This is a genomic window from Desulfovermiculus halophilus DSM 18834, from assembly GCF_000620765.1.
In the GTDB taxonomy this organism is placed as follows: domain Bacteria; phylum Desulfobacterota; class Desulfovibrionia; order Desulfovibrionales; family Desulfothermaceae; genus Desulfovermiculus; species Desulfovermiculus halophilus.
This window is the reverse complement of sequence record NZ_JIAK01000007.1, coordinates 12,763-26,362: the sequence shown is the minus strand read 5'-3', so window position 1 is coordinate 26,362 and position 13,600 is coordinate 12,763. Positions and strand designations below refer to the sequence as shown.

17 protein-coding genes are annotated in these 13,600 nt (G+C 55.6%); 14 read left to right on the top strand and 3 right to left on the bottom strand.

Going from position 1 to position 13,600, the window contains the following annotated elements; genetic code table 11:
- Positions 1–5: 5 nt before the first annotated feature.
- Positions 6–770 carry an ElyC/SanA/YdcF family protein gene (locus tag N902_RS0103750; protein ID WP_027369844.1) on the top strand — a complete coding sequence of 255 codons (765 nt, stop codon included), beginning with the start codon at positions 6–8 and terminating at the stop codon, positions 768–770.
- A gap of 15 nt (positions 771–785) precedes the next feature.
- Here the strand turns inward: N902_RS0103750 and N902_RS0103745 are convergent, their stop codons facing one another.
- Both N902_RS0103745 and N902_RS16270 read right to left on the bottom strand, forming a co-directional pair.
- Positions 786–1,229 carry a host attachment protein gene (locus tag N902_RS0103745; protein WP_027369843.1) on the bottom strand — a complete coding sequence of 148 codons (444 nt, stop codon included), beginning with the start codon at positions 1,227–1,229 and terminating at the stop codon, positions 786–788.
- Between the two features lie 177 nt (positions 1,230–1,406).
- Positions 1,407–1,874: an Hsp20/alpha crystallin family protein gene (locus N902_RS16270; protein WP_161635151.1), complete on the bottom strand. Its 468-nt coding sequence runs from the start codon at positions 1,872–1,874 to the stop codon at positions 1,407–1,409.
- A 145-nt stretch (positions 1,875–2,019) separates the two neighbouring features.
- Here N902_RS16270 and N902_RS0103735 point away from each other — a divergent pair, with 145 nt between their 5' ends.
- The 3 genes from N902_RS0103735 to N902_RS16260 all read left to right on the top strand — a co-directional run bounded on the left by N902_RS0103735 (position 2,020) and on the right by N902_RS16260 (position 4,545).
- Positions 2,020–2,613, top strand: a complete 594-nt coding sequence (locus N902_RS0103735; RefSeq protein ID WP_051564235.1) for a YceI family protein — start codon at positions 2,020–2,022, stop codon at positions 2,611–2,613.
- Positions 2,614–2,618: 5 nt separating this feature from the next.
- Positions 2,619–3,314 (top strand): CPBP family intramembrane glutamic endopeptidase, encoded by a 696-nt coding sequence (locus N902_RS18565; protein WP_027369841.1) that lies wholly within the window; start codon positions 2,619–2,621, stop codon positions 3,312–3,314.
- 64 nt (positions 3,315–3,378) lie between these two features.
- Entirely contained in the window at positions 3,379–4,545 is a 1,167-nt protein-coding gene (locus N902_RS16260) for a potassium channel family protein (RefSeq protein ID WP_051564233.1), read from the top strand.
- Positions 4,546–4,649: 104 nt separating this feature from the next.
- Here the strand turns inward: N902_RS16260 and N902_RS0103720 are convergent, their stop codons facing one another.
- Positions 4,650–5,636: a biotin--[acetyl-CoA-carboxylase] ligase gene (locus N902_RS0103720; RefSeq protein ID WP_034621519.1), complete on the bottom strand. Its 987-nt coding sequence runs from the start codon at positions 5,634–5,636 to the stop codon at positions 4,650–4,652.
- Positions 5,637–5,742: 106 nt separating this feature from the next.
- On the opposite strand from N902_RS0103720, the gene bioA reads away from it, so the two are divergent.
- From bioA to bioD, 10 genes are read left to right on the top strand one after another with little or no spacing between them, the layout of a single operon-like run.
- Entirely contained in the window at positions 5,743–7,056 is a 1,314-nt protein-coding gene (gene bioA / locus N902_RS0103715) for an adenosylmethionine--8-amino-7-oxononanoate transaminase (RefSeq protein WP_244147366.1), read from the top strand.
- Positions 7,050–8,021 carry a biotin synthase BioB gene (gene bioB, locus N902_RS16255; protein WP_051564231.1) on the top strand — a complete coding sequence of 324 codons (972 nt, stop codon included), beginning with the start codon at positions 7,050–7,052 and terminating at the stop codon, positions 8,019–8,021. The genes bioA and bioB overlap by 7 nt, the downstream gene beginning before the upstream one ends.
- Positions 8,011–8,331, top strand: coding sequence for an ApeI family dehydratase (locus N902_RS16250; protein WP_034621517.1), 321 nt, complete (start codon positions 8,011–8,013; stop codon positions 8,329–8,331). Before bioB ends, N902_RS16250 begins: the two co-directional genes overlap by 11 nt.
- Positions 8,328–9,074, top strand: a complete 747-nt coding sequence (locus tag N902_RS0103700; protein ID WP_027369838.1) for an SDR family NAD(P)-dependent oxidoreductase — start codon at positions 8,328–8,330, stop codon at positions 9,072–9,074. The genes N902_RS16250 and N902_RS0103700 overlap by 4 nt, the downstream gene beginning before the upstream one ends.
- Before the next feature lie 48 nt (positions 9,075–9,122).
- On the top strand, positions 9,123–9,497 hold the full coding sequence (locus N902_RS16245) for an acyl carrier protein (protein WP_034621515.1): 375 nt from the start codon (positions 9,123–9,125) through the stop codon (positions 9,495–9,497).
- Complete coding sequence (locus tag N902_RS0103690) at positions 9,487–10,125, top strand: nitroreductase family protein (protein WP_027369837.1); 639 nt, start codon at positions 9,487–9,489, stop codon at positions 10,123–10,125. The genes N902_RS16245 and N902_RS0103690 overlap by 11 nt, the downstream gene beginning before the upstream one ends.
- A complete protein-coding gene (locus N902_RS0103685; RefSeq protein ID WP_027369836.1) occupies positions 10,126–11,334 on the top strand; it encodes a beta-ketoacyl-[acyl-carrier-protein] synthase family protein in 1,209 nt (402 codons plus the stop codon). It begins immediately after the preceding gene.
- Positions 11,325–11,780 carry a hypothetical protein gene (locus N902_RS0103680; RefSeq protein ID WP_027369835.1) on the top strand — a complete coding sequence of 152 codons (456 nt, stop codon included), beginning with the start codon at positions 11,325–11,327 and terminating at the stop codon, positions 11,778–11,780. Before N902_RS0103685 ends, N902_RS0103680 begins: the two co-directional genes overlap by 10 nt.
- Positions 11,747–12,898, top strand: coding sequence for an aminotransferase class I/II-fold pyridoxal phosphate-dependent enzyme (locus tag N902_RS0103675; RefSeq protein ID WP_027369834.1), 1,152 nt, complete (start codon positions 11,747–11,749; stop codon positions 12,896–12,898). Before N902_RS0103680 ends, N902_RS0103675 begins: the two co-directional genes overlap by 34 nt.
- A complete protein-coding gene (bioD, locus tag N902_RS0103670) occupies positions 12,882–13,595 on the top strand; it encodes a dethiobiotin synthase (RefSeq protein ID WP_027369833.1) in 714 nt (237 codons plus the stop codon). Before N902_RS0103675 ends, bioD begins: the two co-directional genes overlap by 17 nt.
- The last annotated feature ends 5 nt before the right edge of the window (positions 13,596–13,600 follow it).

Genomic DNA, 13,600 nt, shown 5'->3' with positions numbered 1-13,600 from the left:
GTTCTATGATGTTTTCCCTTGTAAAGTTCGCCGGGGGCATGCTCATGCCCCTTCCAATCATTTTGATCTGCCTCATTGCCGGCCTGCTGCTCCTGGCCAACAGATCACGGATAGCGGGCTATGGGCTGTTGCTATTAGGCACCGGCCTGCTCCTTCTGGTGTCCACTCCATTTTTGCCAGAGCAGGTCCTTGGCGATCTGGAATCGCGATATCAGCCCCTGCGCAATCCGCCGTCAGGGGCGAAATGGATCGTCGTCCTGGGAGGAGGGGCGCACGGAGGGAAGAAGCGTCCTGCCGTCAGCCGCCTGAGCGAATCGTCCCTGTACCGGATTGCTGAAGGCGTGAGGCTGGCCAAGGCCCTGCCCCGGGCCAAGCTGGTCACTTCCGGCGGGTCGGATGCCCCCGGACCGGGCAGCGCCGAGCTCATGGCCGACGTCGCCAAGTCCTGGGGCATTGCCTCAAACCGACTGATCACCCTGGACCAGACCATGAACACCGAGGATGAGGCCGCGGCGATGGCTGAACGGGCAGGGGACGGCGAACCAGTGATCCTGGTTACCTCGGCCTTTCATCTGCCCCGGGCCGTTGCCTTGTTTCAGGGGCAGGGCCTCGAGGTGATCCCCGCCCCAGCCGGCTACCTGACCGACCCCGACCGTTCGGCCAAGCACATCGGACACCAGCTGCCCCAGGCCGGATACATCCAGTTCATGGAACGGGCGATGTGGGAGCATCTGGGCCTGGCCTGGGCCAAGCTGCGTGGAGCCGTGTAGGTTGCATCTCCTTCTCTACCACAAATATTCCGGAAGCCGCTTGCGGATCTCCTCAGCCTTTTCCAGGTTGCTCAAGTCCTTGTTGATCTCATTCACCACCGCCTTGGACAGCCGGTCGCTGCACTCGTTTCGAAGCTGGCCCAGAAAGGTGGGCGAAGCGGCCAGGACCAGGCGCTCGAAATGCTTTTCGTGATGCTTCTTGTCCAGATACTCTGCCAGGCCCTGGGCAAAGCGCTCGGCCTCAATCTTGCGGGCAGGCGTCTGCTCGGTGGCGCTGCGGAACTCTCCCTGCATGGAGTACATCCGCCCGGGCTTGTCGGTTTGAAGCTCACTGTCCTTGAGGCGAGATTCGGGATGATACATCACTTCCAGCTCGGTCAGCCCCCCGCCCCGTGCCTTGGCTCCGAATATCCTGGCCCGGGAACTGTCCGCGACCACGACCCATGCCTTGTATTCCATACCAGACCTCCTTTCTCAGGCTGCACACAACTCATCTCTTCTATTTACATGAGGACCGCCGCATGCAGAGTCAAGAGGCAAGAAATGGCTGCGGTTGAGGATAGCCGCTTTTCATACAACATACCAAAAAGCCCGGAGCCTTGGCCCCGGGCTTTTGCCTATTGAACATCGTATGCCTTACTCGGTCTCAATGGGTATGGACTTCCCGCCGCTTCCGGCTTCTGCCTTGGGCACCTCGATGCGCAGGATGCCGTTCTTATAGGTCGCCTTGACCTCGTCCTCCTTGATCTCCTGATCAAGGGGGATCTGACGGTGGAAAGCGCCATACCGGCGTTCGGTCCATCCGTTCCCGGTCTGGTCGCTGTCCTTCTCCTCTTTCTTTTCCCCTTTGAGCTCCAGCACGCCGTTGCGCACCGAGATGTCCACGTTCTGGGGATCGATGCCCGGCATCTCGGCCGTCAGCACATACGCACTGTCGGTCTCCTGCATGTCCATGCTGGGCACAAAGCTGACGTCTTCCCCGAACAGGCTTTCCGGCATACGGAACATTTCCGCCATTTCCGGAGCGATCTCCATCAGCGGATTCCAGTGCCGATTCCTGCGCGGAGCAGTATTGGTGTTTCCTATTCTCGGAGTGAGCCACATAGACATCACCTCCTGCCTGATGTAGGGTTTGTTTTCTTTTTCCTTTCATTTATGTCGATAAATCAGCTAGATCAGCTGTCAAGACATTTGAATCAACCTCTGTTATCCTGTCTACAGACCAAAGCTGCACCTCAAGGAGGCCACTATGCACAAGCAAATCCTGCCCCTTCTCATCCTCGGCTGTCTGCTTCTGCCTGATCCTGGTTTTGCCCAGGCCAAGAAATGGGACCTGGATCCGGCCCATTCCAACATCTATTTTGATATCACCCACATCTTTTCCACGATTCGGGGGCGGTTCGACACCTTTTCCACAACCTTTGCCTTTGATCCGGAGAACCTGGAGCAGAGCAGCTTTGCCTTTTCTGTAGACTGCGCCAGCGTGAACACCAACATAGTCCCCAGAGACAAGCACCTTCGTTCCGAAGACTTTTTTCATGTCTCCAAGTACCCGGAAATGAGCTTTCAAAGCTCAAAAATCGAACATGTCCAGGCTGATACGTACCGGGTTACAGGCCAATTGCAGATCAAAAAGACGCGCAGGACACTGACCATCCCCTTTGTCTTCCACGGGACCACGGACAACCCCATGCAGGAAGGCGTCCGGGTCGCTGGCTTTGACGCATCATTTTCCATTGACCGGCTGGAATACGGGGTGGGCAATGGGAAATTCCATGACCTCGGTGTCGTGGGCAAAGACGTTTCGGTCACCGTCTCCCTGGAAATGCTGGCTGAAAAATAGACTGCATGGCCTTTTTCCCGGAAGATGCCGTCCGTCCGCCGACAGTACCCTGGACAGTGCAGGATGCCTGGCTGGGAGCAGCCTGCCTCGGCATCTGGCTGGCCCTGGCCTACGCCGGAATCGCCCTGCTCCAGGTCCTGGATGTGAATCTCTCGCCCGGCCTGATGGTCAGCATGCTGGAGCTTGCCCTCCTCTTTCCGGTCTGGTGGTTCACCCGGCGGAAATACAGGGCCAGCCCGCAGCAGCTGGGCTTGATCGGATTCAAGACCAGATATCTGGGACTGGCCGCGACCCTTTTTGTGCCGGCCATGTGGCTCAACGCCCTGTACCAGGCCGTTCTCTCCGAACACAACCTCAAGGTTCAGCCAGAGCTGGAGCGGATTGTCACCCAAACCGCCTCCCCCGGCCTGTTCATCCTGGCCGCGGTGGTCATCGCCCCTGTGGTGGAAGAGATCTTCTTCCGCGGCTTCATCTTTGCCGGACTGAAAAAGCGCTACACCTGGGTCAAGGCCATGCTGATCAGCTCAGGGCTTTTCGCCCTCCTCCACCTGCGTCCCCTGGCCGTCCCGCCGATCTTCATCCTCGGACTGGTCTTTGCCTACCTCTATCAGCGAAGCGGCTCCATCTGGCCGGCTATTCTCATCCATTCCCTGGTCAACGGCCTGGCCGTGATCTGGATATTTCTTCAGCATGCCGGCTGAACAAACGGCCGTGAATACAAATTGACCCCAGACCAATGAGCGGATACAACAAACACTCTTCCTGATGGCCGAACGCCGTCCGCCTTCTTCAGGGCTCCTGGGCATCCTGAGCCCCGGCGAGCCCCCGCCAAGGCTGAAGCAGGACCCGGCCCTGATTCAGCCGGGCCGGACATCCTGGGACACCGGGGTTACAATGAAACATTCCTACTACCAGCGGAAAAACCGGTATGCCTGCGCCCTCTTGGGCTCTATCCTGGGCATCGTTCTGCTCGGCACTCTGGGCTATATGGTCCTGGAGGGGATCCCTCCCCTGCAGGCCCTGTACATGGCCATCGGCACCCTGACCACCATCTCCCCCTTCACCCTCTCGGACAACGGCAAGATCTTCAGCATCCTGCTGCTTATCTTGGGCTTTGGATTGGTTGCCGCCAGCGCGGCATTTCTGGGCAACCTGCTTTTGGAAGGAAGCTGGGTTGAACTCTACCGGAGGCGAAAAGTGACCAAAAGATTGCAAAGCTTTTCAGATCACTACATCATCTGCGGACACGGCCAGGTGGGCAAGCGGGTGACCAAGGAGCTGCACCGGCACAACAAGCCCATCGTGGTTATCGACAACGATGAAGAGGTCTTGCTGCGGTGCAAGGAAATGGGCATCCCGTGTCTGGACAAGGACGCCATGGAGGAGGAGACCCTGATAGAAGCCGGGGTGGAGCGGGCCAAGGGGCTGGTCTCGGTGGTGAACAGGGATGCGGACAATGTGTATATCGTGCTCACCGCCAGATCCCTGAATCCGGATTTGTTCATCAGTGCCCGGGCCAGCAGCAAAGGGGTGGAGAGCAAGCTGATCCGGGCCGGAGCCGACCGGGTCGTCTCCCCCTACGCCAGCGCAGCCATGCGCATCACCCAAAATATCCTCCGTCCTTCGGTGAACGAGTTTTTGGAGGTAGCTCTTTCTGGAGAAGGCATAGAGCTGGAGCTGGAGGAATTGCATATACCCAGTGAGGCCCCACTAAAGGACGATGAGGCCATAGATTCAAACAAGATCAGAGAGGAGTTCGACTTGATTGTGGTGGCTATCATGCGCCAAGACAACAGCTGGATCTACAACCCGTCCATGCAAGAACCCATTCACAAACAGGATACAGTCATAGCCATCGGACCCAAAAAGAATATGGACCGTTTTTTCCAGTACCTGTATAAAACGCCGCGCTCAAGTCTGCACAATGCATAGCCATATATACTGAATCTGAGCAATTCTTGGCCTAAGCCCCTGAAATGCTGTCCTGCGCCGGCCAGGCCGACTTTTCAAGTTTCTGCCCCCGAGCTTTTGAATATTCACCCTTCTTGGGTCACTTCGAGATCACCGGATACCAACCGATGCTCTCCACCCTGTTTGTCTTGAACAACCAGGACCCCGTTGTCTTCAACCGCCACAACTTCCCCCTGGTATATCTTTCCCAGGACATCGACCTTAACCTTCTTTCCGACTATATCTGCGAACTCCCTCCACCGTTGTATTATATGTTCAATACGCTGATTCTTGAACAGCTCGTAGTTCTTTTCAAATTCAAACAGAAAGTCAGCAGCCAGCTCAACCCGTTGAATCTTTTTTCCTGTTTCCTCGTACACCGAAGTCGCCAGGCCCGCTATTTCGGCCGGAAACATGCTCGAGGGCTTGTTAACATTGATTCCGACCCCGACGACCACATAATCCACTGCATCCGGATGTGCGCTGGTCTCGGTCAAAATGCCCGCCAGCTTGCGCCTGCCGATGAGAATATCGTTGGGCCATTTGATGTGCGGGGTCAATCCTGTCCGATTCTGCACCGCCTCAGCAAGAGCGACTGCTGTGACTAAGGTGATGACCGGAGTCTCGTTCGGGGGTAGGGTGGGGCGCAAGACAAAGGACATGAAAATTCCCCCGCCCGAGGGTGAATGCCAGATCCTGCTCCGTCTGCCCCTGCCCTGGGTTTGCTCTTCGGCCACTACCAGAAACCCTTCCGGAGCTCCTCCCTCGGCCGATTTCCTGGCCACGAGATTGGTCGATTCCGTCCTGTCCAAATAGATGATCTCTGACCTGCCTATAGTCCAGGTCTTCAGGACGGATTGAATTTCTCCCGGGTAAAGCACATCCGGCTCCTGTCTCAAGCGATATCCCTTCCTGGAGGCCGACAAGACGTCGTATCCCTCCTGTCTGAGCCGGCCGATGTGCTTGGAAACAGCCATCCGGCTCACTGCCAGTTCCTTGCTCAGTTCCTCTCCGGAGATCCATTGGTTCAGACAATTTTTCAACCGCCGCAGTACTTCGTCCTTGGTGGCCATTTTCCTTGACCTCAGTCTTTTATTATTGTAAACTCTACCTGAACAAATTAGTTTACATTATCCGCGCCTTTCTTCCTTTGTGGCCGGAACGATAAAGGACGACACCATGCAGAATCCGATGCACATCTCCTCCTGGAACGGCCGGATCGATTTCGACAGGAAGCATATTTGGCATCCATACACCTCCATGACCGAGCCTTTAAAGGCATATCCAGTGGAATCGGCGAGCGGGGTCTTCATCCGCTTGGGCGACGGCAGGGAGCTGATCGACGGCATGTCTTCCTGGTGGGCAGCGATACACGGCTACAACCATCCTGTTTTGAATCAGGCACTCTACGAACAAACCACAGCCGTGTCCCATGTCATGTTCGGGGGCCTCACCCATCGGCCCGCTGTGGATTTGGCCCAGCTTCTGATCGGTCTTACGCCGCCATCCCTGGACAGAATTTTTTTCTGCGATTCCGGCTCGGTCGCAGTAGAAGCGGCCATGAAAATGGCCCTCCAATACCAGCAGGCCCAAGGAGCGACAACAAAGACCAAGTTCTTGACCGTTCGCTCCGGTTACCACGGAGACACCTGGGGCGCCATGTCGGTTTGCGATCCGGTTCTGGGCATGCACTGGCTTTTCCAGGGAATGCTTGCTGAACAGTTTTTTGCCCAGGCACCCCAATGTCGATTTGGTGATCCGTGGGACGAAGAAGACATCGCCGATTTCAAAAAATTAATCAATCGACACAGTGACGAAATTGCTGCGGTGATTCTGGAGCCTGTCGTGCAGGGTGCCGGGGGCATGCACTTTTATTCGCCGGAATACATAAAGCGGGTCAGAAAATTGTGCGACGAACATAGCGTGCTCTTGATCTTTGACGAGATCGCGACCGGTTTTGGCCGCACCGGCAAAATGTTCGCCATGGAGCATGCCGGAGTCGTACCAGACATCCTGTGCTTGGGAAAGGCCTTGACCGGCGGCTACATGACCCTGGCGGCCACCCTGACAACTGACAAGGTGGCCACCGGTATTTCGGAAGGCGGCGGCGTTTTCATGCACGGTCCGACCTTTATGGCCAACCCCTTAGCCTGCGCCGTAGCCCAAACAAGCGTGAACCTGTTGATCGAAGATTCGTGGGAAGCAAAGGTCCGCCGGATCGAAGCCCTGCTGAAGGACCAGCTGCTCGACTGCCTGGATCTCCCGGGAGTGGCGGATGTCCGGGTTTTGGGGGCGATCGGCGTTGTGGAGACAAAGTGCCCTGTGGATATGGAAAAAATACAGAAGCAATTTGTGGACCAGGGCGTTTGGATCAGGCCCTTTGGCCAGCTGATCTATGTCATGCCGCCGTTCATCATCGAAGAGGATCACGTTTCCCAGCTGACAGGGGCGATCAAAGACACGATTTCACGAGGTGACATGTGGAAATGCTGACCAAAATATTCGGCCCAACAGTTGCGCAGTTCATAAAAGACATCCCGAGCCGCCCTGCTGAATACGAGGAGCCTGACCAGGATCTGTTCGACCTTTTGGCCGTAACCAACCGCATCAGGCGCAGAAACAAACAGAGCCAGATATTCATCTGCTCCATTGTCAACGCCAAGTCGGGCTCTTGTTCCCAGGACTGCGCTTTCTGCTCCCAGTCTGCCCATCATCGCACGGACATAAAGAACTACCCGTTGCTGGATGAAGATGAGCTGGTCAGCAAGGCCCAGGAATCTCAGGCGGCCGGAGCCACGCAGTTCTCCTTCGTTACCAGCGGACGCCAACTGAACCAAAAGGAGATGGATCAGGTTTGCCGAGCCGCGGGAAAAATCCGCAAACAGACCGATCTGAGCTTGTGCGCATCCCTGGGCATGATCGACCTGGAGCAGGCCACACAATTAAGGGAAAGCGGGGTCAGCCGGTATCACCATAATCTGGAAACCGCCGAAAGCTTTTTCCACCATGTCTGCACAACCCACGAATACTCCGAGGACATCGAGACCATTCACCAAGCCAGGTCCGCCGGTTTAAAGGTCTGTAGCGGCGGAATCATGGGACTGGGGGAGACATGGGAGCAACGTGCCGAGCTGGCCCGTACCTTGAGAGACCTTGAAGTTGATTCGGTCCCCATCAATTTTCTGCATCCCATACAGGGAACCAAGATGGAAAGCCGTCCCCTGGTCCCCCCCAAGGTCGCCCTTGCCTGCATCGGGCTTTTTCGCTTGGTCCTTCCGAAGGCGGATATCGGCATCTGCGGCGGACGGGAGATCACCTTTCGCGACCTCCAAGCCCTCGTCTTCGCAGCGGGAGCAAACGGGATCATGGTCGGCAACTATCTGACCACCGGCGGCAGAGATGCCAGCCACGACCGGGACATGACAGCCGCAATGGGACTTACGCGTCATGCAATTTGAATCAGAGACATTCGGGGACAGGTCCATTGTTGACGGACAGTTGTGCTTTAATCCCCAGGATCCGATCTACGCCGATCACTTCCCGGGCATTCCGGTAACACCCGGCAGTCTCATAATCCAGGGCTTTATCCAGGCTGCCCGACAGTCAGGGTATTGCTCGGAAGTGAAGGGCATTGAAAAATTCAAGTTCAAGCGCTTCGCGGTCCCGGGACGCTTTCGTTTTCAGATGCGGCCGGACGAAAACAGGGTTCACTGCACGCTGCTTGATTCCCAATCCCAAGTTTTGGCCACAGGGGTCCTGATCATATGAATCTTTCCTTTTCTGGGAATTCGGCCCTGATCCTGGGCGGGAGCTCGGAAGCGGCCCTGGCCGCTGCCCGATGCATGCTGGAATCGGGAATAAAGCCGATCCTGTCCTATCGGGATTCGATCGGGCTGGAAAAGATCCAAACCGAATTCATCCTGGAGCTAGACAGCATCGAAACAGTCCTCCTTGATTTCAATGATCCGGAAACACTGGCTTATTTGGAAGGGGGAGCGGCCGAGTCTCCGGACTTTCTGGTCGATTTCGCCCAGGAAGACTTTGAACGCTACGTCTGCTCAGCCCGCACCCAGGATATTTATTCTTTTTTTCAGGCCAATGTGGCTTTTCGGGCCTCGGTCTTGAAACGAATCGGACGAGGTATGCTGCAAAGAAAAAAAGGCAGATGCGTGTTCATTTCTTCTGCGGCGGCATCACGGACCAATCCCGGTCAAGGTTTTTATGCCGCGGCCAAACTGGCTTCCGAGGCCCTGTATAAAAACCTGGGGACGGAACTGGGCTCCCGGGGAGTCACTGCAGTTGTCTTGCGGCCCGGCTATATAGATGCCGGCAGAGGCCGCCGGTATCTTGGAAATAACAAGGAGCATGTTCTGGCCAAGATCCCGACAAAACGCGCCCTGACCAGCCGGGAAGTGGCCGAGAACGTACTTTTTCTGCTATCCGACACAGCCTCTGGCTTCAACGCTGTCGACCTTGTCTTGGACGGAGGCTTGACTGCAAAGAAGACCTGAAAAGAAGCCGGAAACCGGACAATCACTCACAACGTGCGGAGCAACAGCATGAGCCTACTGACCGAGGTCACCGAAGCCATCACCGAGATACTGGATATCGAGGAATCCTCCATCACAGAGGATACCTATCTTATCAGGGACCTGGGTGCCGAGTCCATCGATCTGCTGGAACTGACCGTGGAGCTGAACAAACGAACCGGGACGGAAATAGTCGACGACCATCTTTTTATGCGAAGACTTCGCGAGCATCTCATCGAAGTCGAAGCCACTCATCAAAACCCCGAGATTTTCCTGATGGAGAAATATCCGTTTCTCTCCAGGCAACGGGTGAAGGACATTATCTCTGATCTGGAGGGTGGCCCGGTTCTGAAAGTCGGAGATCTGGCATCCTATCTGAATTGGAAGGGAGCCTATGGACCCTAAGGACGTGGAACAATTGCTGGAGAGCAGGCGAAGCATTCGAAAGTATAGGGAAGAAATGCCTTCGGAAAAATTGCTGGAGGAAATGATCCAGTGCGCCCTTCACGCGCCGTCGCCGTCTAACAGCCAGCCAGTTCGTTTTGTCCGTTTCAAATCATCCGACAGCCGGCAAAGACTGCACCAAACCATGGGTGCAGCCAAGGAAAGGTATCTGGCCCACATTGCCAAGTATCCAGGTTTCAAAAGCCTCCGCAATAAAATCAACTTCTTCTATCGCCATAGCGTCTTCATGTTTGACGCTCCAGTGTTGATGGCCGCTGGAACCATAGCCGGACTCCCTGGATTGACCAGGCACTTGTCCCCGGCGGAGGTGAGCCACGACCGGCGGAAAAAGGACAGAGACCTGGACATCTCCCTTGGACTGGCTGTCAAAGGCTTCATTCTGAAAGCCCACTCTCTGGGCTTGGGAACCTGCATTCTTACAGCTCCCTTGCATTTTGTTCCTGACCTTGACCACGTCCTTCCCCAGGACGAGCTGAGGCTCAAATGCTTCATCACCGTGGGTTTTCCGGACCAAACCCCTGACCTTCCACCCAGGAGAACAGTTGGGGATATCTACCGGGAGATATAGATGGGAAATCGAGTAGTAGTCACCGCGGCGGACCTGATTTCCCCCTTGGGAACCTGCATAGACCGGGTTGTCGAAAATATCCGGAAGGACCGAACTTTCTTTGCCCGGACCGAGTTCGATCCTTCGGTCTCTGCTGCCGGGGTGAGTGATTTCGAGATCAAAAACTCTACAGGCAGGAACAAGAACCTGCGCTACTTGAATAGAGGTGCGAGCTTGGCAGTGGCCACGGCACTCAACGTCCTTGGACAATCGTGTCTGAACCATTCAGAACGAGCGCGGGCTGGATTATTCTGCGCGGCGGGTCCAAACCTGGATATCAGTGGGGAAATACCCAGGATCGAAAACAAGGCCATGCCGGAAAAGGAACTGCCGGCACTGTGGATGCTTCGTTTCCTTCCCAATACGGCCTCGTCCATGATCGCCCAGCTTGGGGGAATCCACGGGGAAAACCTCACTGTGGGCACGGCCTGCTCGGCATCGCTGCAGGCAATCGGGGAAGCTTTTCGCAAGGTCCGGGACGGATACCTTGCCCTGGCCCTGGCCGGGGGCGGTGATTCCCGCCTGAATCCGGGAGGCATCCTGGCCTATACCAAAGCCCGGGCCCTTCGGGTTGAAACCAGTGCTCCACCCGACTGCTATCCGATATTCGACCAAAGACGCGACGGATTCCTGCCGGGCGAGGGAGGAGCATTCGTTCTTTTGGAATCTCTGGATCATGCAAGACAGAGAAAGGCAAACATCTTGGGAGAAATTTTGGGCTACGGCTGCTCCTTGGACGGACATGCCATGACCGCTCCGGACGTCCAAGCCAAGCAGCCGGAAAAAGCGGTCAGGAAGGCCCTGGACGACGCAGGTACGACACCGGCCGATATTGACACAGTGTGCGCTCACGGCACGGGAACACCGCTCAACGACGACATGGAATCGAGCCTGATATCCCGAGTCTTTGCCCAATCGCTTCCTTCCGTGATCGCCCTCAAATCCTGGATCGGGCACCTGGCCTCAGCCTGTGGTGCAGTCGAGCTGGCCATTCTCCTCGGTCTTTTGCAAACCGGCCTCTTGCCTGCAATACGCAACCTCGAACGGCCGATTTCGGATAAGGTCCGATTTGTTGCCCAAAACCACCAATCCTCTTCAGCCCAAGCCGTCATTCAAAACTTCGGGTTCGGGGGACAAAACGCAGCCTTGGTTGTTGCTCCATGGAAGTGACCATAACTAGCCACTGCAGGGGGTTTGTTCTCCTGGACCGAATCGGCACCATTGATGAAAACATCATAAACGGCGCCGTATTTCTGCCCAACAACGTACCCCTTTTCTGGGTCATAGAGGCCATGGCCCAGCTGGGGGGCATGCACGCACGGTTTATGCATGACTTTAACCTGCACGTATTCCTGCTCAAGATCAACAGATTGGATTTTTTGTCGCAAATCACAGGAAAAGGCTGGTATTTCCTGTGGGCCGAGCTTCGGGCCGCATCGGACAAAGCCTTTTCCTATCGAGTTCGGATGACGTCCCCGCAAGATTCGACCCTCGCCGAGGGTATGTTCTGCTTTGCTTCCCGGGACTACGACCATGTTTTTCAAGAGGACAAACTGAAAAATCATTACAAGGAACTCTTCACATGTTTGCGCACAAATTCGAACGGCGTCTGCTGAGTCAACGCAAAGCGGGACTGTTCCGCGATCCGCCCCTCTTGGATGGCCGCAATGGCAAGCACGTATATGTCGACGGGGCAAAGGTGCTGAACTTGTCCTCCAATGATTATCTCGGGCTGGGAAGTTCGCAAAAGGTCAACGAAATAGTGGCCCAAAATTTCTTGAAGTTCGGCTCGTCTGCGTCTTCATCCCGGCTCGTATCAGCCAACCACAAGGTTATACACCAGGCCGAATCGGCCTTTGCCGAGTATTTCGGATATGACGAATGCGTCTTTTTCCCCAGCGGGTACCAAGCCAATCTTGCTGTGGTCTCCACCTTTTTCGACCAGGAGGACCGCGTGTTTTTCGACAAGCATATCCATGCCAGCTCGGTAACCGGTTTGAAAGCCGGTCAATGCCAGTTTTCGGGTTTTAAGCACAACAACCTTGCCCACCTAGAAAAGCGGCTTGAAAAATCGGGGCGCGACACGACCGCCGTTCTTACTGAGTCTCTTTTCAGCATGGACGGGGATATTTTGGACGTTGCGGAATTCAAGCGATTGAAAGCCAGGCATGGATTTCTCTCCGTTATCGACGAGGCCCATGCTTTCGGAGCTCTGGGACCGGGAGGACAGGGAATCGGCAAAGACGCGGCAGACATCGCTCCGGGAACACTGGGCAAAGCCATGGGCCTTTTCGGTGCCTTTGTCCTTATGCCCAAAGGCCTCAAATCATATCTCTTCAACTTTGCCTCGCCGTTGATTTATTCTACATCTCTGCCCGCGGCCCACGCTGCCTCGGCTCTGGAAATCCTGAAGATAGTGGAAGAAAGCGAGGACAGGCGCGAACGGCTGCAAAAAAACAGTCGATACTTGAGGGACCGCTTGGCGGAGGCTGGATTTCAAGTTGCCGGCGACGCCCATATCCTCGCGGTGGAAATCGGCGAGGAAACAAAGACCTATCGGATATCCAGACGTCTCCTGGAAAGAGGCATGTTTGTTTTTTCCGCCCGCTATCCAACGGTCCCCCAGGGCAGGGCAATTCTTCGTTTGAGCATGACGGCCATGCACGATGAAAAGGACATCCGATTTTTCGTCGAACAACTAAAGGAGATATGCGAGCATGAGTTCCTGCAGTGATTCCAGGCGACTGTTCGTGGCCGGCACTGACACCGGGGTTGGCAAAACCGCAGTCTGCCTCCTCTTGATGCACTATTTCCTGTCTAAGGGACTGAATCCTTTTTATCTAAAGCCTTTCCAGACCGGGGTTCAATCCCCAGGGGATCCTGACGGCGACGCCTCTTTCATCTACCGGCATATCGATCAGCTGAAGGCAAAAGATCCGTCCGAATCGTCGCCCTATTGCTTCCCGCAGCCTAAAGCTCCCTTGCCTGCGGCAAAGTCTGCCGGGGTGTCCATCGACATGAAAAAAATCGAAACAATCGTTGAAGAAAAAAAACAAACCTACAGCCCGTTGATCGTCGAGGGTGCGGGCGGCCTGTTGGTTCCAATAACCGATGACCTGCTCTGCGTGGATCTGATTGGCCGTATGCAAGCCGAAACCATTCTCGTGGCCCGGGCCGGTCTCGGAACCATCAACCATACCCTCTTGTCTGTGGAATCCTTGGTCGGCAGGGGGTTGAAGCCGGCCATGATTGTCTTCGTGGATTGCAGTCCCGACCGGATGCCCAGGCAATTGATCACGGAAAACATGCAGGCGGTGGAAGCATTTTCCGGGATCCGCGTCTGCGGGGTCATCGATCGAATTGCCGACTTCAGCCAGGTGGATCCTAAGCACTTGCTTTTGTTTGATCAGGCTCTGACCGAATGCAGTTAAAGGGC